The organism is Streptomyces sp. NPDC051582 (assembly GCF_040681715.1).
GTDB lineage: Bacteria > Actinomycetota > Actinomycetes > Streptomycetales > Streptomycetaceae > Streptomyces.
Genome location: NZ_JBFAZJ010000056.1, coordinates 1 through 24,386 on the forward strand (window position 1 = coordinate 1; position 24,386 = coordinate 24,386).

Annotated in this window: 27 protein-coding genes and 1 pseudogene; 18 read left to right on the forward strand and 10 right to left on the reverse strand. The window is 72.9% G+C overall.

Annotated elements, in window-relative coordinates; all coding sequences use genetic code 11:
* Positions 1–107: 107 nt before the first annotated feature.
* The gene (locus AB0M92_RS37450) at positions 108–569 is read right to left on the reverse strand and encodes a hypothetical protein (protein ID WP_366106849.1); all 462 of its coding nucleotides are present in this window, start codon (positions 567–569) and stop codon (positions 108–110) included.
* A gap of 145 nt (positions 570–714) precedes the next feature.
* On the opposite strand from AB0M92_RS37450, the gene AB0M92_RS37455 reads away from it, so the two are divergent.
* Positions 715–1,752 carry an alpha/beta hydrolase gene (locus AB0M92_RS37455; RefSeq protein ID WP_366106850.1) on the forward strand — a complete coding sequence of 346 codons (1,038 nt, stop codon included), beginning with the start codon at positions 715–717 and terminating at the stop codon, positions 1,750–1,752.
* 79 nt (positions 1,753–1,831) lie between these two features.
* A complete protein-coding gene (locus AB0M92_RS37460; protein WP_366106851.1) occupies positions 1,832–2,497 on the forward strand; it encodes an HAD family hydrolase in 666 nt (221 codons plus the stop codon).
* Here AB0M92_RS37460 and AB0M92_RS37465 read toward each other — a convergent pair.
* A complete protein-coding gene (locus AB0M92_RS37465; protein ID WP_366106852.1) occupies positions 2,478–3,044 on the reverse strand; it encodes a hypothetical protein in 567 nt (188 codons plus the stop codon). The two genes, AB0M92_RS37460 and AB0M92_RS37465, sit on opposite strands and share 20 nt — an antisense overlap.
* Before the next feature lie 271 nt (positions 3,045–3,315).
* On the opposite strand from AB0M92_RS37465, the gene AB0M92_RS37470 reads away from it, so the two are divergent.
* The 3 genes from AB0M92_RS37470 (at position 3,316) to dacB (ending at position 6,576) form a co-directional block, all read left to right on the forward strand.
* Positions 3,316–3,489, forward strand: a complete 174-nt coding sequence (locus AB0M92_RS37470) for a hypothetical protein (protein WP_366106853.1) — start codon at positions 3,316–3,318, stop codon at positions 3,487–3,489.
* 202 nt (positions 3,490–3,691) lie between these two features.
* A complete protein-coding gene (locus tag AB0M92_RS37475) occupies positions 3,692–4,786 on the forward strand; it encodes an SGNH/GDSL hydrolase family protein (protein ID WP_366106855.1) in 1,095 nt (364 codons plus the stop codon).
* A gap of 164 nt (positions 4,787–4,950) precedes the next feature.
* Complete coding sequence (dacB, locus tag AB0M92_RS37480) at positions 4,951–6,576, forward strand: D-alanyl-D-alanine carboxypeptidase/D-alanyl-D-alanine-endopeptidase (protein ID WP_366106856.1); 1,626 nt, start codon at positions 4,951–4,953, stop codon at positions 6,574–6,576.
* Here dacB and AB0M92_RS37485 read toward each other — a convergent pair.
* From AB0M92_RS37485 to AB0M92_RS37505, 5 genes are all read right to left on the reverse strand, one after another.
* Positions 6,555–8,420: an ABC transporter ATP-binding protein gene (locus tag AB0M92_RS37485; RefSeq protein ID WP_366106857.1), complete on the reverse strand. Its 1,866-nt coding sequence runs from the start codon at positions 8,418–8,420 to the stop codon at positions 6,555–6,557. The genes dacB and AB0M92_RS37485 overlap by 22 nt on opposite strands.
* A 125-nt stretch (positions 8,421–8,545) precedes the next feature.
* Positions 8,546–9,769: a cytochrome P450 gene (locus tag AB0M92_RS37490; protein ID WP_366106858.1), complete on the reverse strand. Its 1,224-nt coding sequence runs from the start codon at positions 9,767–9,769 to the stop codon at positions 8,546–8,548.
* Positions 9,766–11,025: an FAD-dependent oxidoreductase gene (locus AB0M92_RS37495; protein ID WP_366106859.1), complete on the reverse strand. Its 1,260-nt coding sequence runs from the start codon at positions 11,023–11,025 to the stop codon at positions 9,766–9,768. Before AB0M92_RS37495 ends, AB0M92_RS37490 begins: the two co-directional genes overlap by 4 nt.
* 110 nt (positions 11,026–11,135) lie before the next feature.
* Positions 11,136–11,876: a class I SAM-dependent methyltransferase gene (locus AB0M92_RS37500; protein WP_366106860.1), complete on the reverse strand. Its 741-nt coding sequence runs from the start codon at positions 11,874–11,876 to the stop codon at positions 11,136–11,138.
* A 68-nt stretch (positions 11,877–11,944) separates the two neighbouring features.
* A complete protein-coding gene (locus AB0M92_RS37505) occupies positions 11,945–12,328 on the reverse strand; it encodes a MerR family transcriptional regulator (RefSeq protein ID WP_366106875.1) in 384 nt (127 codons plus the stop codon).
* 133 nt (positions 12,329–12,461) lie between these two features.
* Between AB0M92_RS37505 and AB0M92_RS37510 the strand changes: the two genes are divergently transcribed.
* From AB0M92_RS37510 to AB0M92_RS37525, 4 genes are all read left to right on the forward strand, one after another.
* A complete protein-coding gene (locus tag AB0M92_RS37510; RefSeq protein ID WP_366106861.1) occupies positions 12,462–13,136 on the forward strand; it encodes a class II aldolase/adducin family protein in 675 nt (224 codons plus the stop codon).
* Positions 13,133–13,615 carry a carboxymuconolactone decarboxylase family protein gene (locus tag AB0M92_RS37515; protein ID WP_366106862.1) on the forward strand — a complete coding sequence of 161 codons (483 nt, stop codon included), beginning with the start codon at positions 13,133–13,135 and terminating at the stop codon, positions 13,613–13,615. The genes AB0M92_RS37510 and AB0M92_RS37515 overlap by 4 nt, the downstream gene beginning before the upstream one ends.
* 159 nt (positions 13,616–13,774) lie before the next feature.
* Positions 13,775–14,149: a VOC family protein gene (locus AB0M92_RS37520; RefSeq protein WP_366106863.1), complete on the forward strand. Its 375-nt coding sequence runs from the start codon at positions 13,775–13,777 to the stop codon at positions 14,147–14,149.
* Positions 14,149–14,967, forward strand: coding sequence for an alpha/beta fold hydrolase (locus AB0M92_RS37525; protein ID WP_366106864.1), 819 nt, complete (start codon positions 14,149–14,151; stop codon positions 14,965–14,967). The genes AB0M92_RS37520 and AB0M92_RS37525 overlap by 1 nt, the downstream gene beginning before the upstream one ends.
* A 6-nt stretch (positions 14,968–14,973) precedes the next feature.
* Here AB0M92_RS37525 and AB0M92_RS37530 read toward each other — a convergent pair.
* Positions 14,974–15,495 (reverse strand): annotated as a pseudogene (locus tag AB0M92_RS37530) (FAD-dependent oxidoreductase); the annotation flags it as partial.
* Here AB0M92_RS37530 and AB0M92_RS37535 point away from each other — a divergent pair.
* From AB0M92_RS37535 to AB0M92_RS37545, 3 genes are all read left to right on the forward strand, one after another.
* Entirely contained in the window at positions 15,469–15,888 is a 420-nt protein-coding gene (locus AB0M92_RS37535; RefSeq protein ID WP_366106876.1) for a TetR family transcriptional regulator, read from the forward strand. The pseudogene AB0M92_RS37530 and the gene AB0M92_RS37535 sit on opposite strands and share 27 nt — an antisense overlap.
* A gap of 209 nt (positions 15,889–16,097) precedes the next feature.
* On the forward strand, positions 16,098–16,769 hold the full coding sequence (locus AB0M92_RS37540) for a DUF4097 family beta strand repeat-containing protein (protein WP_366106865.1): 672 nt from the start codon (positions 16,098–16,100) through the stop codon (positions 16,767–16,769).
* A gap of 32 nt (positions 16,770–16,801) precedes the next feature.
* Positions 16,802–17,608, forward strand: coding sequence for an alpha/beta hydrolase (locus tag AB0M92_RS37545; protein ID WP_366106866.1), 807 nt, complete (start codon positions 16,802–16,804; stop codon positions 17,606–17,608).
* A 38-nt stretch (positions 17,609–17,646) separates the two neighbouring features.
* On the opposite strand, the gene AB0M92_RS37550 is transcribed toward AB0M92_RS37545, so the two are convergent.
* Complete coding sequence (locus AB0M92_RS37550; protein ID WP_366106867.1) at positions 17,647–18,381, reverse strand: helix-turn-helix domain-containing protein; 735 nt, start codon at positions 18,379–18,381, stop codon at positions 17,647–17,649.
* 231 nt (positions 18,382–18,612) lie between these two features.
* On the opposite strand from AB0M92_RS37550, the gene AB0M92_RS37555 reads away from it, so the two are divergent.
* On the forward strand, positions 18,613–19,719 hold the full coding sequence (locus tag AB0M92_RS37555; RefSeq protein WP_366106868.1) for a serine hydrolase domain-containing protein: 1,107 nt from the start codon (positions 18,613–18,615) through the stop codon (positions 19,717–19,719).
* A gap of 20 nt (positions 19,720–19,739) precedes the next feature.
* On the opposite strand, the gene AB0M92_RS37560 is transcribed toward AB0M92_RS37555, so the two are convergent.
* Positions 19,740–20,312, reverse strand: coding sequence for a helix-turn-helix domain-containing protein (locus AB0M92_RS37560; protein ID WP_366106869.1), 573 nt, complete (start codon positions 20,310–20,312; stop codon positions 19,740–19,742).
* A 130-nt stretch (positions 20,313–20,442) separates the two neighbouring features.
* On the opposite strand from AB0M92_RS37560, the gene AB0M92_RS37565 reads away from it, so the two are divergent.
* The 5 genes from AB0M92_RS37565 to AB0M92_RS37585 all read left to right on the forward strand — a co-directional run bounded on the left by AB0M92_RS37565 (position 20,443) and on the right by AB0M92_RS37585 (position 24,256).
* The gene (locus tag AB0M92_RS37565) at positions 20,443–20,895 is read left to right on the forward strand and encodes a nuclear transport factor 2 family protein (protein WP_366106870.1); all 453 of its coding nucleotides are present in this window, start codon (positions 20,443–20,445) and stop codon (positions 20,893–20,895) included.
* 140 nt (positions 20,896–21,035) lie between these two features.
* Complete coding sequence (locus AB0M92_RS37570; protein ID WP_366106871.1) at positions 21,036–21,446, forward strand: hypothetical protein; 411 nt, start codon at positions 21,036–21,038, stop codon at positions 21,444–21,446.
* A gap of 76 nt (positions 21,447–21,522) precedes the next feature.
* The gene (locus tag AB0M92_RS37575) at positions 21,523–22,332 is read left to right on the forward strand and encodes an ATP/GTP-binding protein (protein ID WP_366106872.1); all 810 of its coding nucleotides are present in this window, start codon (positions 21,523–21,525) and stop codon (positions 22,330–22,332) included.
* 104 nt (positions 22,333–22,436) lie between these two features.
* A complete protein-coding gene (locus AB0M92_RS37580; RefSeq protein WP_366106873.1) occupies positions 22,437–23,042 on the forward strand; it encodes a chorismate pyruvate-lyase family protein in 606 nt (201 codons plus the stop codon).
* Entirely contained in the window at positions 23,039–24,256 is a 1,218-nt protein-coding gene (locus AB0M92_RS37585) for an FAD-dependent monooxygenase (RefSeq protein ID WP_366106874.1), read from the forward strand. The genes AB0M92_RS37580 and AB0M92_RS37585 overlap by 4 nt, the downstream gene beginning before the upstream one ends.
* Positions 24,257–24,386 lie beyond the last annotated feature (130 nt).

The following is a 24,386-nucleotide window of genomic DNA, read 5'->3' on the forward strand; positions in this document are numbered from 1 at the left end:
GCCACCATGCACAACCTCGCCATGACACGGTGAAACAACAGGTCAAAAGCCACTCAGGCCCGCCCACGACAGACCTTCTGCAACACCCTTTAGGGGGTGTCTTTCCGTCAGGCCCGGGCCCTGGCCGCGGAGCGGGTCAGGGTGCGGATGGCGGTCTCCTGGGAGTAGGCGAGCATGCCGATCGTCATCGCGCTCATGACGACCGCGAAGAGCACGTGGCCCAGGGCCGAGGTCACGGCCAGCCCCAGGGCGTTCAGGGCGAAGTGGCTGCCGACCCGGAGGGCGATGAGCGCGAAGGCGACCTTGCGGGTGTCCTTGCCGCGCCACAGCGCCTTCGCCAGCCTGATCCGGCTGCGCATCACCGTCAGCGAGACGGTGATGTTCACGGCCAGCAGGACCAGCAGGACGGGCCAGGCCGAAGGGAAGGCCTTCAGGATGTCGAAGGCGGCCGCGAGCACGCCTTCGAAGCCGAAGAACCAGATCGGCAGCCGGTGGTCGGCCGGTGCCGTGGCGCCGGCGTCGATCGCCTCGGCCGGCGCGTCCTCGGTCTTCCTCGTCAGGATGTTCATGCTGCTTCCCCCGCGGTCGGTGTGATGATCACAGTCTGGCCGGGGCGGGGGGCCTCGGGGCAGGGCCCCGGGTCACGCGTGCCGTATGACAGCTGTCATGTGCCGGGCGAAGGCGGCCGTCTGACGGTGTGATGGGATGGGTCGCATGGGTCTCACCGGACAAGGAAACCAGTCGCCGACGGGGCTGCCCGTACCGCCCTTCGACCCCGAACTGGCCGTCGCCCTCGAAGCCTTGGACGAGGAGTCGCGGGCGCCGATCACCCCGGACGACCTCGCGGCCCGGCAGGAACGGGACGCCGCCTCCCGGCCCCGCCCGACGGCCGAGGACCTCCGCGCCGACGGCCGTTTCGAGGTCGCGGAGCTCCGCGTTCCGGGGCCCCTGGACTCCCCCGACGTCACGCTCGTCAGCGCCCGCCCCTGCGGGCTCGCGGGGCGGCCCCTGCCCCTGCTGTACTACATGCACGGCGGCGGCATGGTCATGGGCAACGCCTGGTCCGTGCTCCCGCGGATCCTCCGCGAATGGGCCCTCCCGCTGGAGCTTGCCGTCCTCTCCGTCGAGTACCGCCTCGCGCCGCAGGCGCGGTACCCCGGACCCCTGGAGGACTGCTACGCCGGCCTGCTCTGGGCGGCCGGCCACGCGGCCGAGCTCGGCATCGACCCCGACCGCATCGTCATCGGCGGCAAGAGCGCCGGCGGCGGCCTCGCCGCGGCCCTCGCCCTCCTCACCCGCGACCGCGGCGGCCCCGTCCCCCTGGGCCAACTGCTGCTCTGCCCCATGCTCGACGACCGCGGCACCACGTTCTCCAGCCACCAGATGACGGGCCTCGGCGTCTGGGACCTCACCTCCAACACCACCGCCTGGAAGGCCCTGCTGGGCGACCGCCACGGCGCCGGGGACCTTCCGCCCTACGCGGCCCCCGCCCGCGCCACGGACCTCTCCGGACTCCCGCCGGCCTTCATCGAGGTCGGCTCGGCCGAGATCTACCGCGACGAGGACGTGGCGTACGCGAACGCCCTCTGGCGGGCCGGCGGCCAGGCCGAACTCCACGTCTGGCCCGGCGCGTACCACGGCTTCGACGGCCTGGCCCCCGAAGCGGCCCTCACCCGCGCCGCCCGCGAAACCCGCACCCGCTGGCTCCACCGCCTCCTCACCCGGCCGACGCCCCCGACACCCGGGCCGTAAACCCGCCGCTCGGCCGTCCCCACCGGACGGGCTCGGCTGCCGGTTTCGTGCGTCCGCCGCCGTGGCTAGGCTGCCCCACATGACGATTCGCGCTGTGGTGTTCGATGTCGGCGAATGCCTCGTGGACGAGACCCGGGAGTACGGCACGTGGGCCGACTGGCTCGGAGTGCCCCGCCACACCTTCGCGGCCGTCTTCGGCGCGGTCGTGGCACAGGGCCGTGACTACCGCGAGGTCTTCCAGGAGTTCCGCCCCGGCTTCGACCTCACCGAGCAGCGTGATGCCCGTGCCGCCGCGGGTCGGCCGGAGTGCTTCGACGAGAACGACCTCTACCCGGACGTCCGCCCTGCCCTGGCCGGGCTGCGCGCCGACGGTCTGTGGCTGGGCATCGCAGGGAACCAGACGGTCCGGGCGGGTGGCATCCTGCGGAGCCTCTTCAGCGACGACGTCGATCTGATCGGCACGTCGGACGACTGGGGCGCGAGCAAGCCCGACCCGGCGTTCTTCGAACGGGTCGCCGACGTCGTGCCGTTCGCCAACGACGAGATCCTCTACGTCGGTGACCGGGTGGACAACGACCTCCGGCCCGGCGCGAAGGCGGGGATGCGCACCGCGCTCGTTCGCAGGGGCCCGTGGGCCACGATCCAGTGGGACACCGCCGAGGCCCGCGAGCTGCCGACGTTCCGCATCGAGAGCCTCGCCGACCTGTCCCCCCGGATCGCGGAGTTCAACAGGCAAGGGCGCTGACGACGGCTCCCCAGCCGTAGAGCCGGTCATCGAGATCGCGGACGTACTGCTCGCGCTCCCACGGGCCGAGCGCACGCCGCACCACCCGGACACGCTCCAGTCCTGTGGCGTACCAGTGTGATTCCAGCAACTCCAGCGCGCGAAGGGCGTACTGGGCCGCGTCCTGCGGGCGTCCGGCAGCGGCCTCCACCGCGCCGAGGTCCCCGAGGATGACCGTGCGCTGTTTGTCGGCGTCACGGGGGAGTTCGTCGAGCACGTGGAGGAGCGTCTCGCGGGCCTGCGGCAGGTGCCCGGCAGTCAGCTGCACGTTGCCCTTGAAGGCGGCAAGGCGGACCGAACTGAACCAGTCCATCCACTCGGGACTGGGCCGGCCGTCGGCTTCCTCGACGACGCTCTCCGCGTGGGCGATCAGGTCGAGGGCCGCCCGCGCGTCCCCGCTGCGGGTGGCGGCAAGTGTCTGGCGGGTGCGACCGGTGGTCGCGTCGAGGAGCTGGCCACCGAGGGTCGCGTGCGCTGCGACGGCGGGGTGCAGTATCGCGGGGGTCACGGTCCAGTAGAGCCGGCGGTGCGCGCGGGTGACGGCGCAGAAATCGGCTCCGGCGGTGGCCGGCTGCGGCGCACTGGCGGTTCGGAGGGGCCGCGATTGGGGGGGCGATGAGGCTCGCCGCTGCCTGCGGCCCGGTCCCGGGCGCCACGTTGAATCCGAGCTCGTCCAGGGAGCGGCCGAGGACGTCGACGATGGCTGCCGTACCTCAGGCTGCGGCAGTGGCGGGTTCTCGGCCCATCTCGACGGCTGTCGGCAACATCGAGGCCGTGTGATGGCGACCGAGAGCGAGTTCCCGCGCTGGCCCGTCCCGCCGGATGCGTGCGCGGAGTGCGCCGCGCGCGTCGCCGCGCGCTTCGAGGCCCAGGTGGAGGGTGACCGGTCCCGCGTCAGCGACATGAACGTGCTGATCATGAGGCATCACCCCGAGCTGCGGGCCCGCAGGTGACCGACGACTTCCTGAGGTGGCAGGTGGCGTCGATGTCCACGGGTCGGCTACCGGCGCATTCGCCAGGGGGCGGGACTCGGGACACCACGCGCGGGTGGTTTGCCCGGTGCAGCCGTCGGGCTGTGGCATGACCTCGCCTACCTTCGTTCCGTAGTCATGCGACTACCGTGAGTGAATGGAGATGCGGATGCGTTTGAGGTCCATGCGTCGACTGGCAGCCCTCGCCCTGCCGGACCGTCCCGGGGGAACCCCGCGGCGCCCCGTCTCCCGCCTGCGGACCGGGGCCCTGGCCATCGGGCTCACGCTCGCGGTGTCCGCGCTCGCGCCCTCGGGCCCGGCCGGTGCGGCCGATCAGTATCAGTGGGCCGCGCTGGGTGACTCGTACACCGCCGGCGGGTTCGTCGGAGTCCCGCAACCCCCGCTCGGCGATGCCTCGCGCGACGGCTGCGACCGCACCACCAACGCCTACCCCGACGTCGTGGACCGGGAGCTCGACGAGTTCCCGCCCGGCAAGCCCGTCCACCTGACCAACGTCAGCTGCGGCAACGCCACCATCGCCGACATCGCGAACGTCAGGCAGACGCCGATCAGCCCGGTCCAGCCCCCCACCGGAGGCTGGCCCGCAGTGGACCCGCAGATCCAGCGGGCAAGGCTGGGCGACGGGACCGACGTCGTCACCATCGGCGTCGGCGGCAACAGCCTGCCGTTCGGCGGCATGCTCCTCAAGTGCCTCGAACTGGGCGTGACGCCCGGCAAGTCCTGCCACGAGTACTACACCAGTCCTCCCGAGGGGGAGGAGAGCATCCAGGACAAGCTCGCCAGGGTCCAGGACGAGTACGTCGAAATGCTCGCCAAGGTGCACGAGGCCGCGCCCAACGCCAAGGTGATCACCGTCGGCTATCCGGCCGTCCTGCCGCAGGAGGCCAGTGCCTGCAACCGCCTCTCCCTCACCGAGCTGGGCGCGATCAAGCACGCCGACATCGACTGGCTCCGTGACGGCGTCCTCAAGGAGCTGAACGGCACGATCCAGCGGGTCGCAGCGTTCTTCGGCGACCGATACGTCGACGTCTACTCCTCCAGCGTGGGCCACGACGCCTGCCAGCCCGCGGGCACCAAATGGGTCGAGGGAATCTGCGGCGACGCCGGGGACTACTGGCCGGCCAAGCTCCCCGGCACCCTGCTGAACTGCGCTCCCATCAACAAGCGCGTCACCCTCGTCCACCCCAACGCCCAAGGCCACGCCAACACCGCCGCCCACGTCGAACGGGCCATCCGCATCTCCCTCCTCGACCGCTGACCAACGGAAGCCGGCAGCACTCGTCGAAGCCGTGGCCCCGGTCGGCGTACAGCCGCCGGGGTCTGCGGCAAGGGCGGAAGTCGGGTGACGTGCGGGGCCCATGCGGGCGTGACACCCTGTTCGCAGGCCTCGGGAGATGGCAGCCGCGACGAACGGAGCGCGCTGTGGGACATCCGATACGCGCCGCGGCGCTGCGGCGCCGGGCGGCCGCCGCCTGCGCGGCCCTCCTGCTCGTGGGACTCGCCTCGGGTACGGGCGCCCGCGCGGCCCCGGCCCCCACCCCCACCGCCACCCCCGCCCCCTCGCCCTCCCAGGCCGCGCTCGACCCGCGCATCGCCGAGATCATGGGCAAGCCCGAGTACCGGCACGCCCAGTGGGGGCTCCTGCAGACCGGGCCCGCCGACGGAAGCGTGCTGCACAGCCTCTTCCCCGGGCAGTTCTTCATCCCCGGCTCCACCGCGAAGCTCTTCTCCGTCTCCGGCACCTGGCGCACCCTCGGCACCGACCACCGCTTCGTCACCCCCGTCTACGCCGTGGGGCAGCGCACCGGCGCCACGCTGACCGGCGACCTCGACCTCGTCGCGCAGGGCGACCTCACCCTCGGCGGCCGTACCCGCCCCGACGGCACCGTCGCGTACACCGACCTGGACCACACCTATGCCAACGACTTCCCCGGCGCGACCCTCACCCCCGAGAACCCCCTCGCCGGCATCGACCGGCTCGCCCGCCAGGTCCGCGCCTCCGGCATCACCCGCGTCGACGGCGACGTCGTCGTCGACAGCCGCCTCTTCGCCCCCGACCCGGTCCTCGACCCCACCCCGACCCCCCTGATCGTCAACGACAACCTCATCGACCTCCTCAGCACGCCCGGGGACCGCGCGGGCGCCGACGCCCGCCTGGACTGGCGGCCGAAGGTCGCCCCGTACGCCGTCACCTCCACGGTCAAGACCGTCGCCGCCGGAAAGCCCACGAACATCACCGTGACCACCACCGACGGCGGCACCCGGATCCGGCTCTCCGGCACCATCGCCGCGGACGCCGAGCCGCTGCTGCGCACCGCGCCCGTCACGGATCCGGCCGCGTTCGGCCGCAGCGCGCTGATCGAGGCCCTCGCGCGGGCCGGCGTACGGGTCACCGCGGATCCGGCCGGCCCCAACCCGGCGGGCCGGCTGCCGCGCGACTACGACGGCCGGCCGCGGGTGGCCGCGTACACCTCGCCCCCGTACGAGCAGTACGCCAAGCTCATCCTCAAGGTCAGCCACAACCTGGGCGCCAACCTCGGCATCTGCCTGATGGCCGTCAGCGCCGGCAGCACCCAGTGCGAGAACGGCTTCCCGGTGCTCGCCGACTTCCTGGACCGGGCCGGCGTCGACCGCAAGCAGGTGGAGCTCATGGACGGCCGGGGCGGCAACCCCAACGACCGGGCCACGCCCCGGGCGCTCGTGCAGATGCTGGCGTACTGGCAGCGCACCCCGGACGCGCGGCTCTTCCGGGAGGCGCTGCCCGTGCTCGGGGTCGACGGCCTGCTGGCCGAGAACTGCCGCAGCTGCCCGGCGCGCGGGAAGGTGTTCGCGAAGACGGGTGCGGCCGTCGGCGGGGACACCCTCAACGACCGGTTCGCCGTCGGCGGCATCACCATCGCCGGCTACCTCGACAAGGGCGGCGGCCGCTTCGACCCCTTCTACGCGGGCGTCACCGGCGCCGCCACCCCGACCGCCGACCTCGGCGAGATCCTCTCCGTCTCCAACGACCTCGCCCTGATCGCCGCCTACCTCCAGGAATCCCCCTGACGCGGCGAGGGGGGTGAAGCGGCTGCGGGGTTCTCGTCGAGGAAGCCGCCCGACTGGTGCTGCCACAGCTTCGCGTACGTGCCCTCGCAGGCCAGCAGCTCGTGGTGCGTGCCCTGCTCGACGATGCGGCCGCGGTCGAGTACGACGAGCCGGTCCATGTGGGCCACCGTGCTCAGCCGGTGCGCGACCACGAGGGCCGTCCGCCCCTCCATGAGCCGCCACAGCGCCTCCTGTACGAGGATCTCGCTCTCGGAGTCCAGGGCGCTGGTCGCCTCGTCCAGCAGCAGGATCGGCGCGTCGCGCAGGATGGCCCGGGCCAGCGCCACCCGCTGGCGCTGCCCGCCGGAGAGCTTGACCCCGCGCTCGCCGACCATCGTGTCGAGGCCGTCGGGCAAAGCGTCGGCGAACTCCGTGACGTGCGCCGCCCGCGCCGCGCGCCGGATCTCGGCCTCGCTCGCGCCCGGCCGGGCGAAGGCGATGTTCTCCCGCAGGGTGCGGTGGAACATCGCCGGGTCCTGCGGCACGTACGCCATCAGGCCGCGCAGATCGCGCTGGCGCAGCCTGCTGATGTCCCGGCCGCCGATCGTGATCCGGCCCCCTTCGATGTCCGTCATCCGCAGCAGCAGCCGGGTGAGCGTGGTCTTGCCGCCGCCGGAGCGGCCGACGAGGCCGATCTTCGCCCCGCCGGGCACGTCCAGGTCCAGTCCCTCGAAGAGCGGTTCCGCGCCCGCGTGGGCGAAGTCCACCTTCTCGAAACGGACCTCGCCGGCCCGCGAGGGCTCGGGCACCGGGTCCGGGGACTGCGGGTCGAGTACGGCCGACGGCGTCAGCAGCAGCTGCGTGAACTGCGCCGCCTCCGTCATCGAGCTCTCCAGGCGGCGGTAGATCTGGTTGAACTCGAACATGATCCGGGTGGCGTTGGAGAAGTACGTGAACGCCACCACGACCGCCTCCACCCCGTGCCCGCCCCCGCCGCCCCCGGCCACGGTGACGGCGATCAGCAGCCCCAGCGCGTTGGTCACCACCGACATCGGTGCTACGACGGTGTCGATGCGCAGGTTGCCGTAGTCCCAGGACCGCAGCGTGAGCGCGCGCGAGTGGGCGACCCGGGACCGGTGCTCGGCCGCCTCGCGCTCCTCCGCCGCGAACGCGCGGACCGTGTCCATGTTCATCAGGCTGTCGGAGACGTGCCCCGACACTCGCGCGATCGCCTCCTCCCGCCGGTCCACGAGCGCCTGGCGGCGCCGCACGAGCGGGAACACGCAGATCCCGGTCATCGCGATCATGGCCAGGAGCGCCACGACGAGCAGCGGTTCGTAGCGCCACAGCACCACCGACCCGAACAGCAGCGGCACGAACCGGCCCACGACCGAGAAGGTCAGCGCGTCGACGAACTCCTCGAAGCGGGAGGCGAAGCTCAGCACGCGCTTGGTCAGCGACCCGGCGAAGTTGTCGTGGAAGAACGCGGCGTCCTTCGCGAACAGTTCGTCCATGCCGGTGACGTACAGCCGCTCGATGCCGAGGGCGTCGACCCGGTTCAGGCAGTGCAGGCCGAGGCGCCAGGCGCCCTCGGAGAGCAGCAGGACGGCGGCGAACCCCAGGACGTACGGGAGCGCGGCGCCGAGGCCCGTGTCCGTGCCGGCCGTGTCGTCTGCGATGCGGCCGACCAGCTTGGCGACGACCAGCGGGGCGATGTAGCTGATGCCGATGTTTCCGACGGCCGGCAGCAGCATGGCGGGAACGGTCAGCCGGCGCAGCCGTGCCAACTCCCGCCCGTAGTAGCGGAGTGCGAGGACCACCGGTCCTCTTCCGGGCGGACCTCCTCGTGATGCGGACTCTTTCATGGCCACCCTACGTAGTCGCTCGATTACGGAAGGGGCAGTCTCCCGTGACGGCCTCCGCGCCGTCCAAGCGTTTTCCGTGTGGGTGACAACCGCCCGGTACCGGGCTGCCCGCTGCCCGCTGCCCGCTACCCGCCGCCCGGCGTGAACGTCACCGGCAGGGCCAGCGGCCCGCGCAGGCCGCCGGGGCGCCAGGGGATCTGCGCCGGCGGGACCGCGAGGGCGAGGCCCGGCAGGCGCCGCAGGGCGGTGCCGATGGCGATCTGCCCCTCCAGGCGGGCCAGCGGGGCCCCCAGGCAGTAGTGGATCCCGTGCCCGAACGCCAGGTGGGCGTTGTCCGCCCGGGTGATGTCCAGGCGGTCGGGGTCCGGGAACCGGCCCGGGTCGCGGTCGGCGACGGCCGAGCCGATCAGCACGGTCGCGCCGCGCGGGACGCGCACGCCCGCGATCTCCACGTCCTCCCGCGCGAAGCGGGCGATGCCGGGGCTGACCGGGCCGTCGTAGCGCAGGAACTCCTCGACCGCGCCCGGCAGCAGGGCGGGGTCGGAGCGCAGCAGCTCCAGCTGGTCGGGGTGGGCGAGCAGCATGGCGATGCCGCCGCCGATCAGGTTGACGGTGGTGACGTAGCCGGCGGCCAGCAGCAGGAACACCATCGCGACGAGCTCGTCCTCGGAGAGCCGCCGTTCCTCGTCCCGGGCGGTGACGAGGGCGCTGAGCAGGTCCTCGCCGGGCTCCGCCCGCTTGGCGGCGATGAGTTCGGTGACGTACGCGCGCATCTGCCGCCACGCCTCGTTCACCACGGCGGGGTCCGGCGGCTGCGCACCCCGCATGAGCATGCGGTCGGTCCAGCGCTGGAACTCGTGCCGCTCGTCCACCGGTACGCCGAGCAGTTCGCTGATCACCGTGACGGGCAGGGGCAGCGCGAAGTCCGCGACGAGGTCGGCGCTCCCGGCCGCCACCACGGCGTCCAGCAGCCGGTCCGTGACCGCCTGGATGCGCGGCCGCATCCCGGCCACCCGGTGGGCGGTGAACGCCTTGGAGACCAGGCGGCGCAGCCGCGTGTGGTCGGGCGGATCGCTGCGCAGCATGTTCCCGAGCATCGACTCCCGCTCCGTGCCGGGCAGCTGCTCCAGGAGCCGGGTGTCCGCGGCGTCCCGCACGTCGCTGCTGAGGCGGGCGTCGGAGAGGGCCGCGAGCCCGTCCTCGTAGCGGGTGACCAGCCAGGCCTCCAGGGCCCCCGCGATGACGACCCGGCGCACCGGGCCGTCCTCGCGCAGCTGCCGGTACAGCGGGAACGGGTCCGCGAGGAAGGCCGGGTCGCCGTACGGGAGAAGGGTCGGCCCCTCGCTCATGACACCTCCCGCACCGCGGAGCCGCCGCGGAGCGACTGCGCCGGCGGCCGCTCGCGCAGCGCCCCGTACCCGATGAAGTAGGCCGGCACCCGGTTCAGCCACCGCGAGTCGGTGACGAGCTCGGTCAGCCGCTTGGCCCGCTGCGGATGGCCGAACGGGGCCTCGCCGGCCATCAGCGGCCCGATGACCTGGGCGTGTGCCAGGCGTTGCATGCCCTGGGTGGCCACCGTCGTGGGCATGCGGCGGCGCTGGACGCGGCGTACGTCGTGCAGCCCCACCGTCCCCTCGCGCAGCGGGCGCACCAGGTGGCGGGCCGCGGCCACCGCGTCCTGCACGGCCAGGTTGATGCCGATGCCGAAGACCGGCGACATGGCGTGGGCGGCGTCGCCGATGCACAGCAGCCCCGGCCGGTGCCAGCGGCGCAGCCGGTCCAGCCGGACGTCGAGCAGCTTGACCTCGTCCCAGGAAGTGACGGAGTGCGCCCGGTCGGCCAGCCACGGGACGGCGTCCGTGAACTGGGCCATGAACCGGTCCAGGCCCTCCGCGCGGCGCTCGGCGTCGGTCCCCTTGGGGATGAGCCCCGCGCACTGCCAGTAGTCGCCGCGGTCGATGAGCGCGCTGAAGAACCGCTCGCCCAGACCCCCCACGAGCCCGCTCGGGTCGCTCTCGTGGCGCGGCAGCCGGAACCACCAGGCGTCCATCGGGCACGGGAAGCCCTCCAGCCCCAGCTCGGGCAGCGCCCGGGCGAAGGAGCCGCGGCCGTCGCAGGCCACGGTCAGCGTGGCCCTGAGCTCACCGGTGGTGCCGTCCGCCGTGCGGTACTTCACGCCCGCGACCCGGCCGCGTTCCATCAGGAAGGACGTGGCCTCGGTGTTCATGCGCAGCCGGAAGGAGGGCTCCTTGGCCGCCTCGTCGGCGAGCAGGTCGAGCAGGTCCCACTGCGGCACCATCGCGATGTAGTTGTACTTGCCGTGCAGCGCCCCGATGTTCCCGACCGTGACGAGCGTACGGTCGGGCCCGATGGGCAGCTGCACCGAGGTCACCCGCCGCTGCGGCAGCCGGGCGAACCGCTCGGCGAGGCCGATGTCGTCCAGCAGCGACAGGGTCGACGGGTGCACGGTGTCGCCCCGGAAGTCGCGCAGGAAGTCACCGTGTTTCTCCAACACGGTGACCTCCACCCCGGCCCGGGCCAGCAGCAGGGCCAGCACCATTCCGGCGGGCCCGCCTCCCACCACACAGCAGGCCGTACGCTCCACGGCAACCACTCCCTTCGCCGGGCATCGGATAAGCCCCTCAGGACGTATACCGCACCCGCGGCGCCGCGGACGTCAACGGCGAAGACGCGCCGCGAAGGAGGAGCGCGGTACTACCGGCCGGGCGTCCGGCGCAGGACCAGGGTGACGAAACCCCAGGTCTCCCGGTACGTGCGCAGCCATTCGGAGCGGCGCGTGTTCGCCCTGTCGAGCACGTGGGAACTGTCCGGATCGTCGGGGTGGTCCAGGGCCCATGACGCCAGGGACCCCCAGTTGGACCACTCGTACGCGTCCAGCTCGGCGCGCGAGCTGACGTGCGCCTCGACGGGGGTCCAGCCGTCGGCGGCGATCCGGTCCACGGTGGTCGCCAGGTCGGCGAACTCGCCGAGCATGTCGACGGCTTCCGGGGACGGCGTGCGCTCCCAGAACCCGTCGCCGACGACGACGCGGCCGCCGGGGGCCAGGTGTTCGCGGGCCGCCGCCAACGTGGGGAGCAGGCCGCCGAAGGCGTGCGTGGACCCGACGCTGAGGACCAGGTCGAAGGGGTGCGCGCAGGTGAAGGCCTCGGCCTCCGTGCGGTGCAGGGTCAGGCGCTCTTCGACGCCGCGCTCGCGCGCCGCCTTCCCGGCCAGCGCCAGGCCCTCCGGGGAGATGTCCACGCCCTCGGCGCGTACGAGCGGCTTGGCGGCCAGTGCCCTCAGCAGCCACTCTCCGCTGCCGCACCCGAGGTCGAGGACGCGCTCGTCGCCGCGCGGGAGCGCGTGGTCCAGCAGCCGGCGTACGGACTCGTCGCCGAGCGGAGCCTTGATCGGGTGGTTGCTGTGGGCGATTTCGGAAATCTGTTCACGGTTCATTGGGGGGCAGCCTCTCAATGAACCGGACGGAGCGCACTTCGATTTCAAGGGGTGTTCGGGCGGAGCCGTCACGGAGAGGACGGCGCACGCCACGCGGCCATCTGCTCCCGGAAGTTCGGGCAGCCGACGATGTCCGTCCTGCTGCACTGGAGGGCGTGGGTGAGCAGCTGGTGGGCGTGGTCGAGGTCGACCAGGCGCTGCTCGATCTCGGCGACCTTCGCGCGGATCATCGCCTGCCGGCGCGGCTGGTCCTCTTGCAGCTCGCGGATCTCGGCCAGGGTCAGGCCCGCCTGCTGGCACTTGCGGAGCAGCACGATCCGTTCCGCCGCGCCCGCCGGATAGCGGCGCTGCCCGCTCTGCCGCTCGGGCTGGGGGAGCAGTCCGTGGCGCTCCCAGTAGCGGATGGCCGAAGCGGGTACCCCGGTGGCCCCGGCGAGCTGCCCGATGGTCATGCGCACGTCCGGCCCGCCTCTTCCCTCTGTTCGCCGACGTTTGACTTGAACCTTAGTTCAAGTTGAAGAGTGGGCCGCGTACGGGACGGCCGCCCATCCGGGGCCGCCGGCCACGGCATGGGGAGACGAAGACATGAGCACGACCACCGACGCACGCCCGGTCCGGGACGAGGCCCACCAGCTGGTGGAGGCCTCCCGGCGGCTCTTCGAGGCCGGGGTGATGTCGCACTCCGGCCACGCCAACCTCAGCGTCCGGCTCGACGCCGAGCGCTTCATGCTGACCCCGGGCTTCGTCCGCGGTCTGCGGCCCGAGGACCTGGCGACCGTGAGCCTCGACGGGCAGGTCCTCGAAGGGGAACTGCGCTCCGTCAGCATGGAGATCATCGCCATGCACAGCGCCGTCTACCGGGCCCGCCCGCAGGTCGGCTCGGTCATCCACACCCACTCGCCCTCGGCGACGGCCTTCGCCGTGGCCCACCGGCCGCTGCCCTGCCGTACCGAGCCCATGCTGCGCTTCGGCCAGGCCGAGGACGTGCCGGTGGTGCCGTGGGGGCCGCGCGGATCGGACGTGTCCGTACGGGGCGTCGTCGACGCCCTGACGCAGAGCCCCACCACCGCCGCGGTCCTGCTGGCCAACCACGGCCTGCTGGTGTTCGGCCCCGACCCGGCGGACACCGCCCACCTCGTGGTGGCCATCGAGGAGAGCGCCGGGGCGGAGCTCGCCGCCGCCGCGATCGGCGGGGCCGTGGACTTTCCCGCGGGAGCGCTGGAGACCGTCCGGGCGGCGATCGCGCGGGTGGCGTCGTGACGGGGACGGACGGGGAGCTCGCCCGGCGCGCCGAGGCGGTGCGCGACCGGCACCGGACCACGCTCGGCGCCGTCCCGGCCGGTGTGGAGGCCCGCCTGGGCCTGGCCCTGGCCCACGGCCGGCTCCACGCGGAGGAGGCGCTCGCCGAGCTGCGGCACGTCGTGCTGACGGACAACGCGCTCGGCGGGCGCGTACAGCAACTCGTCCACTTCGGGCAGCTCCTGGCCCTCGGCAGGGCCGATCCGGCACGGATCCACGCACGGGGAGCCCTGCACGCGGGCGCCGACGTCGCCGACCTCATCGGCGTCGCCGAGACCGCGCTCATCACCGCGGGGGTCCCGGCGTACGCCCTCGGCATCGAGACGATCGTCGAACTGGTCGAAGCGGGGGCGGGGGCGGGGGCGGGGGCCGGGGCCGGAGCCGGAGCAGGGGCCGGAGCAGGGGCCGGAGCAGGGGCCGGAGCCGGCAAACGGCCCTGACGCTCAACTCCCCTGGCAGGGCCGGGGCGAAGGCCCCGGCCGGCGCAGGGCGCCCGCCCCACCCCGGGCCCGCGTCGCGTTTTCGGCCGGGGCATCCTGGGGGGTGTCCGGCGCCCGGCCGGACGGCCGACCCGCCCCCGAGCGCCACGGAGAGCCACGATGTACCCGAGCATCCGCACGATCACCTTCGACTGCACCGGCGACCCGTACGACCTGGGCCTGTTCTGGAGCAATCTGCTGGGCCGCCCCTTGGCCGACGACGACAAGCCGGGCGACCCCGAGGCGGTCATCGAGGACCCGCAGGGCGGTCCCACCCTGCTGTTCGTACGCGTCCCCGAGGGCAAGGAGGCCAAGAACCGGATCCACCTCGACCTCAATCCGCACGGCCGCACCCGCGAGGAGGAGGTGGCCCGCGTGCAGGCCCTCGGCGCCAGGCTGATCGCCGACCGGACCCGCCCCGACGGCGGCGGCTGGGTCGTCCTCGCCGACCCCGAGGGCAACGAGTTCTGCGTGGAGCGCGGAGAGCTCGGCTGATGGGGTACGGGCACGCCACTTCTGCGGCGCGCAACGGCGGCGCCGACGGATCGCGGTGGCTCAAGCGCCTCACCGTCCCCGGGACCCCGGCCCCGCAGCCCGCCCGGGCCCGCATCGTCTGCCTGCCGCACGCCGGCGGCGCCGCGAACGCCTACCAGGGGTGGGCCCGCCACCTCCCTGCCGCAGTCGAACTGCTCGCCGTCCAGTACCCCGGCCGCCAGGACCGGCTGGCCGAGCCGTGCAGCGAGACGATGGAGGAGATCGCCGGCGCCGCCGCGGCGGCCCTCGCCGCACTGCCCGTACTGCCCACCGTCGTCTTCGGCCACAGCATGGGCGCGCTCGTCGCGTACGAGACCACCCTGCGGCTCGCCCGGCAGGCTCCGCACGCCGCCCCCGTGCACCTGTTCGTCTCGGGGGCGTCGGCCCCGCACCGCGAGTGCGAGGACCTGCCCGCGCTGGACGACGAGTCGCTGATCGCCCACACCCGCCGGCAGGGCGGCGCCCAGCCCGAGGCGTACGACATACCCGAGCTGCGGGAGCTGCTCCTGCCCTCGCTGCGCGCCGACATCCGCCTGCTGACCGACTACCGGGGGGTCCGCGAGCCCGCACGCACGAATGTCCCGGTCACCGCGTTCGGCGGAGACCGGGACACCAGCTGCCCGCCCGAGGCGCTGGCGAGCTGGGGCGAGTCGACCACGGCGGAGTTCACCACGCGGGTGTTCCCCGGGGGCCACTTCTACCTGCAGGGGCGTGAGGAGCAGCTGACGGCCCTGGTGGCCGGGGCCCTGGGAACCGGGGTCGGCAGGCCGGCTCCGTAGCGCCGGTCAGGCCCCGGCCCGCCCCGGCAGGCCCGGCGGCGTCCAGTCGGCGTGCCGCAGGACGGCGCGTACGGTCACGCCGGCCGGGGCCAGCCGCAGGGCACCGTTGCGTCCGGCCACGGCCAGGGGATGCGCCAGCTGCTGGCCCATCCGGCCGGCCCGTGCCACGGACTGGCTGCGCGGGCGGCGCTCGGCGTCGTAGAGGGCGAGCGCTGCCTCGACGCCGGGCTCGGTAGCGAGTACCAGCAGCGCGTGGATCGGGTCGTGCCAGTCGCCGAAGCGGCGGCGCATCTCGGTCAGGGGGTCCGTATGCCGCACCCCCGGCGGGGAGTTGAGCACCGCGTGCCACTCCGCCCGGCCGTCGGCGAACGCGATGTGCCCGAACTCGGCGCCCTTTCCCCAGGTCAGCTCGGAGTCGGAGGCCGCCTCGACGGGACGCTCGGTGACGGCGCGCAGCACGGTGGACCCGCTGTAGGCGGGGCCGGGGTGCTCCGGGAACAGCTGTGCGCGCAGTCTGCTGCCCACGCCGATGCGGCCCTCGACGTCCTCGCCGCAGCGGGAATCCGAGGACTGACGCACCGGGCGGTGGACCGGGCGGCCAACCTGTCACCCGGCACCACGTCCGCCTACTTCCGCACCCGCCGGGCTCTGCTCACCGCGCTGGTCCGGCGCCTGGTCGCCCTGGACCGGGCGGAACTGCAGGCGATCGGCGAAGAGGTGCCGGTGCCGCGCACCGTCGAGGAACCGGTGGCCGGGATCGCGGCCTTCGTGGAGCAGCGCCTCACGGGCGAGGGCCGGCGCCGCTCGCTGGCCCGCTACGCGTGCGCCATCGAGAGCGTGCACCACCCCGAACTCCGGGAGCTCCTCGTACGACCTGCATGGACGCACATCCGCGGCCTCGTGGCGGCCGCCCTCCGCTGACGCCCGGCATCCGCGCATAGCGTTCACTCATCATCCAATGCAACGAACGCATGGCTGACGTTGCGTTAAAGTCATATCCGTTGCAACGATATTTGGGTTCTGACCTGCATTGATGTCAATCTTGCGCAACGAAGTCGTTGCGTGATCTGTGAACGCTACGTAGCTTTTCCTTCATCGGAAACAGCAAGCGCAAGCAACAGGAGCCCATCATGCAGAAGTTCGACACCACCGCCCCGATCACCGTCGTCCTGGACGTCGCCGCGGGACGCGTTCAGCTGATCGCCGCCGACCGGACCGACACGGTGGTCGAGGTCCGGCCCGCGAACGTTTCGAAGAGCCGCGACGTGAAGGCGGCCGAGGAGGTCGAGGTCGCGTACGCCGACGGGGTCCTGCGGGTCGGGACCCCGGCCGGCGAGCACCGGATGTTCGGCCCCTCCGGGTCGGTCGAGGTGACCCTCCGGCTGCCCGCCGGTTCCCGGGTCGAGGCGAAGACGGCCGCGGTCGAGTTCCGCGGGGTCGGGCGGCTCGGCGACATCGCCTTCGAAGGCGCACAGGGCGTCGTCAAGATCGACGAGACCGCCGGTGCCCGCATCGTCCTCCAGGCCGGAGACGTGTCCATCGGCCGCCTGGGCGGCCCGGCCGACATCAGCACCCGGAAGGGCGACCTGCGGATCAACGAGGCGGTACGCGGTGCGGTCGTACTGGGCACCCAGTCGGGCGACATCGAGGTCGGCGCCGCCCGCGGCGTGTCCGCCTCCCTGGACGCCGGCACCTCGTACGGCCGGATCCACAACTCGCTCGGCAACGCGGACAGCGCCACCGCCGTCCTGGACATCCGGGCCACCACCGCCTACGGCGACATCACCGCCCGCACCCTCTGACCCCGACACCCCCCTGCGAAGGAGCACCCGTCATGACGAACAACAGCACCTCGGCATGGACCGGCATGGTGGCGATCGACGACACCGCACTGGCCGTCACCGACACCGGCGGTCCCGGCATCCCCGTGCTCTACCTCAACGGCCAGTTCGCCACCCAGGGGTACTGGGGGCGGGTCATCGCCGAACTGGGCCCGGACTGGCGGCACATCACGTACGACGAGCGCGCTCGCGGCAAGAAGTCCGGGCGCTCCGCCGACTACTCCTTCGAGGCCGCCGTCCGCGACGTCGACGCCGTCCTCGCCGCCAGGGGCGTGGACCGGGCGCTGGTGGTGGGCTGGTCCTACGGGGCGGTCGTCGCCGCGCACTGGGCCGGCCGGAACCCGGAGCGTGCCGTGGGCGCGGTCCTGGTCGACGGCGCGGCCCCGTACGACTGGCTCGACGAGGCCATGGAGCAGCGGATCCGGAAGCTGTTCCGGCGGATCGGCTGGTTCGCCCCGCTGCTGCGCCCGACCGGCCTGACCCCTCGGATGACCGCCGAGGAACAGGCGGACAGCAACATCGAGCTCGGCAGGCTCTCCCGCGAGCGCGAACTGGGCCCCGTCCTGGACGGCATCACCGTCCCGGTGCGGTACGTGCTCGCCTCGGGAACCTCCTTCGGCAGCAAGGGCGAGGAGCAGGAGAAGATCCGCGCCGGCCTCGATCCGGTCTTCGAGCGCAACCCGAACATCCGGCTCGGCGCGAAGGTCGCAAGCAACCACGGCGCGATCCTGAAGAAGGACTTCCGGGCCATCGCGGACTCCGTGCGCGAGGTCGCCGCCCTCGAACGCGGGGGCCGCTGAAGCCTTCGCACAGGTGCCCGACCGCGTCGGCCCCGCGCTCAGGCCCTGCCGTCCGAGGGTGCTTCGGGCTTCGCGTGCAGGATCTCGCGGGCATGGTCCGCGGCGCGCATGATGCTCTCGGAGATGAAGTCGACGAAGCGGGCGATGTTCTCCAGGCGGGCGGCGGCCGGGGAGTCGGGGCCCAGGACGGTGACGCCCTGCCGGGCGATCTCGCCGAGGTGGGCGGTGGCGCGGGCGCTGGCCATCGTCGACTGGTACAGGACGTCGTCGTCCACGACGTAGCGCTCGCGGCGGCGTTCGTCGCGCTCGCGGCGGATGAGGCCCTGGCTTTCGAGGAACGTGATCGCCTTCGAGATGGACGCCGGGCTGACCTGGAGGCTCGCGGCGAGTTCGGAGGCCGTGAGGCTGCCGGCGTCGGTGGTGTAGAGGCCGGCCAGGACCCGGGCCGTCATCTTCGGCAGCCCGGACTGCATGAAGACGGTGGCGAACACCTCCTCGTACTCGCGCACCGCCTCGGCGTCGCGGCCGTGGGGCTGTGCGGACGTCCCCGATCCCCGGGGGGCGGCCTTGCGGCGCCGGTGGGTGCGGTGTTCGGTGGCGCGGTGGGCCAGATCGGCGCGGTACGCGGTGGGGCCGCCGTTGCGCATCACCTCGCGCGTGACCGTCGAGGTGGGGCGTTCGAGACGTCTTGCGATCTCCGCGTAGGCGAGCCCGTCGGCCACCCCCAGCGCGATCTGCTGGCGTTCCTGCTGGGTGAGCCTGCCTCCCGGCATCGCAATCTCCTCTTCCACGGTTCCCCGGCATGTCAGCATAGCGTTCACCACTCATCCAATGCAACGGACGGGACAGCTGACGTTGCGTTAAAAATCAGGCCGTTGCAACGATATCCAGTGCTCTACCTGCAACTACGTGTCCATTTCGCAACGAAGTCGTTGCGCAATTCATGAACGCTACGTAGCTTTTCCTTCATCGGAAACACCAGTCGCAAGCAACGGGAGCCCGCCATGCAGAAGTTCGACACCGAAGCGCCGGATCGCCCGGAACTGCAGAAGGCCATCGAGACGTTCGTCGACGCCGGCTTCGCGGGAATACAGATGCGCGTGCACGACGAGCGGGGCGAGTGGGTCGGCAGCGCCGGAGTGCGCACCCTGGGCGGGAGCGCCAAGCCCCCGACGGACGGGCACTTCTGGGCGGGCAGCGTCGCGAAGCCCTTCACCGCGACGGTGGTGCTGCAACTGGTGGCCGAGGGGCGGACCGGGCTGGACGCCCCCGTCGCCGACCACCTGCCCGAGCTCGCAGTGGACCGGCGGATCACGGTGCGGATGCTCCTCCAGCACACCAGCGGACTGTTCAGCTACACCGGCGAGTACCACGAGGACGGCACGGTCGTGGCGGGGATCCCCGCCACGGGCAAGGAGTGGTTCGACAACCGCCTGCACACCTACGACCCGAGCGAGCTCGTGGCGCTGGCGTTGTCCCGGCCGGCCCGCTTCGAGCCGGGGACGGGCTTCGGCTATTCCAACACCAACTACACCCTGGCCGCCCTGCTGATCGAGCGGATCGCCGGCCGCTCGTACGCCGAAGACGTGCACCGCCGCATCCTGCGGCCCCTCGGACTGCGCGACACCGCACTCGGTGACAGCGAATCGGGGCTCCCCGCACCGCACGCGCACGGCTACCACCGCTACCAGGACGCCGGGGAGTGGAAGGTGGCCGACGTCTCCCGGCAGAACCCCTCCATGCTGTTCGGCGCCGGTGACGCGGTGTCGACGACCCGGGACCTCCACGTCTTCTTCTCCGCGCTGAACGGCGGAAAGCTGCTGCCGGCCCCGCTGCTCGCCGAGATGCGCACGCCGTACGGGGAACTCGGCTACGGCCTCGGCCTGTTCGTCCAGGACCTCGGCCCCGACCACGGCGGCACCGTCTACCACCACAACGGCGGCGCCCCCGGTGGCTACGGGGCCCTGATGTACAGCACGCCCGACGGGACGAAGACCCTGACCGCCGGCCTGACCACGGGCGACGCCCCGACCGACCCTGCGCGGTCCTTCCCCCAGGCCCTGGACACCCTGGTCAAGCAGGTCTTCGCCCCCACCCGGCCCCGAGCCTGAGCCCACGGGGGCGGGGCCGGTCAGTGCGGGCGCAGGCCGTCGAAGACCACCTCGAAGATGCGCTCCCGGGCTGCCGCGTCCTTGCCGAGCTGCTCCAGCATGGCGCCCGTACCGACCAGCAGGGCCAGCAGCTCCGGCAGGCGCAGCTCCGGGCGGACCACCCCGGTCCGCTGGGCCTCGGACAGCAGGCCGGCCAGCCGGGCCTGGATGTCTTCGGTCGGCGCCCGCAGCGCCGCGTGCACGTCCACACCGGCCGTCGCGAGCGCATGCGCGAACTCGTTCTTGCCCGCCGACCGTTCCACCACCAGGCGGAAGCAGTCGAAGAGGGCCTCGGCCGGGTCGGTCCGGTCGGCCAGCCGCGCGGTCATGGCCGCCATCTCCTCCAGCCGGCGCACCATCACCGCCTCCAGCAGGGCCTCCTTGGTCGGGAAGTGCCGGAAGAGCGTGCCGACCCCGACCCCGGCGGCCCGGGCGATCTCCTCGGTCGGTACGCCGACGCCGCGCGTGGTGAACACCTCCGTGGCGACGTCGAGCAGCCTGGCCCGGTTGCGGGCCGCATCCGCCCGCAGCGGGCGTTCCTGAGCGCCACTCATCCCTCTTCCGCCTTCCTCTGCCCTGCCGCCGGCCGGCGCGAACCACTGGACAACCGGAGTCGCCAGTCCGTATCGTCGAAAACGGAGTCGCTGGTCCGATTCTAGTGACCGATCCCGCCGGAGGCCGACCATGCCCAAAACGCCGTCACCGCGAGAAGTTTCCCGGACGCTGCTGGAGCGTATAGGGGAGGGGCGCTACTCGGAGCTGGCCGAGCTCTATGCCGAAGACACCGTGGTGGAGACCGTCTTCGAGCCGGTCGGGCCGCGCCGGTTCGAGGGCCGCGCCGTGGTCGAGGAGCGCTTCGCGGAAGTCGCCGCCGGTTCGCCCGTGGAACTGACCCCGGAGAACGTCGTGATACGGGAGACCGACGACCCGGAGGTGGTCGTCGCCGAGTGGGACTACAAGGTCCGCCACCGGGTGACCGGGCGGACCTTCGAGGCCGCCAACATCCAGGTCCTGCGCGTCCGCGACGGTCTGATCGTCTCCAGCCGGGACTTCCACGACCACTTGGCCCTCGTCGTGGCGGGCGGGCACCTGCCCCGACTGGTTCAGGCGCTGGAAGGCGGGCAGCGGGAGGAGTAGGCCCCCGGCCGGCATGGACATGAGGGTGGCGCGGCGGGATGCTCGTCTCGGCGCCGGGTGGATGTAAGCCCGCTGTAAAGGGCGGTCGACCGGCCTGCGATGATCGTGGACGCAACAACGGGTCAGAGGAGAAGAAGCAAGTGACCAGTCGCTGGATCGCCCGCGCCATACCCGTACTCGTGCTGGCCGGGCTGCTGCTGAGTCCGCAGGCCCAGACCCAGGCTCAGGCCCAGACCCAGGCTCAGGCCCAGGCTCAAACCCAGGCCGCACCCGCGGCCGCCGTGCGGCACGCACCCCAGGGTGCGCCGGCCCAGGCGCCCTCCACCCGGCTCCGGCACTCGGCTGCCGACTCCGCCACCCTCGTCGACAGCGGCAGCAAGAAGGACAAGGGCAAGGGCAAGGACAAGAAGAGCAAGAAGAGCAAGAAGAAGAGCTTCTTCAAGAAGTTGGGAACCGCCGCTCTCATCGGAACCGTGCTCGTCGTCCTGCTCGTCATCGCCATCATCGTCGGGATCGTCTTCGCCGTCCGGCGCCGCCGCAGGGAGGCGTGAGCTCCCCTGCGCGCTCCGCCGCACGGGCGAAGCAAGCACACGGCGACTGCTCCCTGTCGGGTGCACATGGGGAGAGGTGACCGGCGTGTTCGCGGTGGACGTGAGGGACGGGGAGAAGGCCGTCGGCGCCGGGGACGAGGCGCCGGCCGGACCGGTCATGTCCCCGCGCGGGTTGGTGGACCTGCGGGGACAGGCCGGGGGGCCGGTCCTGATGTCGTACCCGGCGGGCGCCGTGGTGGTGGTGTCCGGACTGCCCGGCAGCGGCAAGAGCACCCTGCTCCGCCGCTGGTCGGTCGTGGCGCCCGTCGTCGATCCCCGGGCCTCCCACGTCGCCTGCGAGGCGATGATGCCCGCCTGGCTGCCGTACGCGGTGTACCGGCCGTGGGCGCGGCTCCGCCACTTCCGGCGGCTGTACGCCGAAGTCCGCTCCGGGGGACCGCTGCTGGTCCACGACTGCGGCAGCCGGACCTGGATGCGGCGGTGGCTCTCCCGGACGGCGGGGCGCCGCGGCCGTGAGCTGCACGTCGTCCTGCTGGACGTCGGGGCCGCCGAGGCCCTGGCCGGCCAGCAGGCGCGGGCCCGCTGGGCCTCGCGCCGCGTGTTCGCGCGCCACCGGCAGGGCCTTGCCCGACTCCTCGAAACCCTCCGCCTCGACGGCCCGGCCGCCGTACGGGAAGCCGCTTCGGTGGTCCTGCTCGACCACGTCTCCCGCGAACGCCTGTCAGCCGTCGAATTCACCCCGCCCGCGGCCGCGCTCGCGCCCGCGCCCGCGCCCCCGCACCCGGCGCCGCACCCCACCACCGAGCCGTCGGCCGGTCCCGCGCGGAGCGAGCAGAAACGGAGCGGTGCCTACCGGCCTGAGAGGGAGCGATCGCCGCTTCCCTGAAGGGAGTTGGACGATCCAAAGGGGGGGGCACGTGCCGGCGGGCCGAGGAGGCGTACCAGAATTGGATCAAGCTCACGTCCTCCCACCTACTGCCCTGAGGTGCCATGCCCACGCTCACGCTGCCATCCCCTCGGTCCCCGGAAGCCCTCCCGGACGGCTTCGCCGCCACCGGAACCGGGGAGACCGGCGAGGAGCTCGACCGGTTCGCCCACACCAGTACGCGACTGCTGCTCGGCACCGACGGGCTGACCACCCCCCTGCTGGAGGCCTGGGTCGGCTCCGCCGTATCGGTCCGGCGGATGAGCCACCGCCTCGTCGGCGCGGCCGAGGCTCCCGAGGGCTGGGCGGAGCTGCTGAAGGCAGGGTCCGAGGAGGTCCTGCTGGAGCGGCGCTCCGTACTGGCGTCCGCGAACGGGACGGACCTCTCGCGGAACGTGGTCGTGGCCCGGCCCGGCCTGTCGGCGGCTGCCGAACAGTGCCTCACCGACCCGACGGCGCCGATCGGCCGGATGCTCCAGGCCGTCGGAACGGGACAGCGCCGCACCATAGTCGAGGTCGGCCTGCACACGTGGGGAGGCGTGCCCGCGGCGTACAAGGCGTACCTCCTGTGGCACGGCGAGCAGCCACTGGCCGCCGTCACCGAGCTGTTCAACCCGGACGTCGTCCCCGCCACGCTGCGCGCCCCCCTGGCCCGGGCGGGCCGGTCGTGACCGCGCCCCGCCGCCGCGTACAGGTGGCCGTCGTCGGCGCCGGACCGGCCGGACTGGTCCTGGCCAACGTGCTGCACCGGGCCGGCGTCTCGGTCGAGATCCGGGAACGCTCCAGCCGGTCCGAGGTCGAGCAGCAGGCCCGGGCGGGCCTGATCGAACACCGGGTCGTCGAGTACCTGCGCGAGCACGGGCTCGCCGACCGGCTGCTGGCCGAGGGCGGCCGGCACGAGTGGTGCGAGTTCGCATGCCTCGGGGAGCGGATACGCATCCCGTACGGGGACCTCTCCGGCGGCGCCGGGCACTGGGTGTATCCGCAGCAGTTCCTGGTGCGCGACCTGATCGCCTCGTTCGAACAGAGCGGCGGAGCGGTGCGGTTCGACTGCCCCGTGCTCGAAGTGGACACCTCGGGACCGCGACCGCTCGTCCGCTGCCCGGACGACGTCCTGGAAGCCGAGTACGTCGTGGGCTGCGACGGCCCGCGCAGTACGGTCGCGCGGGCGTTCCCCGCCGACGCGGCCGGAGCCGTCGAACGGCGCTACCCGTACGACTGGCTGACCGTGCTCGCCGAGGTGGACCGTTCCGTGGACGGCATCCGGTACGCGCTCCACGAGGCGGGTTTCGCCGGGATGATGCCGCGTACGCCCCGGCTGGCCCGCTTCTACCTCCAGGTCCCGCCGGAGGCCGACCTCGCGGACTGGACCGAGGCGCGCATCCGCGAGCAGCTGTCGCTGCGCCTGCAGTTGGCGGCCGGGGACCCCGAGCCGGGCGCGGTGACCGAGGTCGGCATGCTGCGGCTGCGCGGCCGGGTCCGCGAGCACGTACGGGCCGGCCGGCTGCTGCTGGCCGGGGACGCGGCGCACGTGCTGACGCCTTCGGGGGCGAAGGGGCTCAACCTGGCGGTGGCCGATGTCGCCGACCTCGCGGACACCCTGCTGCGCTGTCACCGCGAAGGCGGCGGCGAGGGCGACGAGGAGGCCCTGGCCGGCTACGACCGGCGCCGCCACCAGGCCGCCTGGAGGACGCAGGAGTTCTCCGACCGGCTCCTGGACCTGCTGCACCTGCCGCCGGGTGACGCGGCGGAGTCCGCCTTCGGGCTGCGGCTGCGCCGCGAACGGGTCGCCCTTCTGGCGGCTCCGGGCCCGGAGGGCGAGGCCTTCGCCCGTACCTACGGCGGAGCGGGCCACCTGCGCCCCGGGCAGGTGCCGGCCCCCTAGGTCGTGTCGTCAAAGTCTCGTCTGGTCGGCGGGGCCTGGCACGCACGCTCGCCGCGTTGTCGTCGGTCACCGACGCTCCGCGTCGATTCCCTCCTCCGCCTCGCGATCGCACGCACCAGACCCCGCCGAC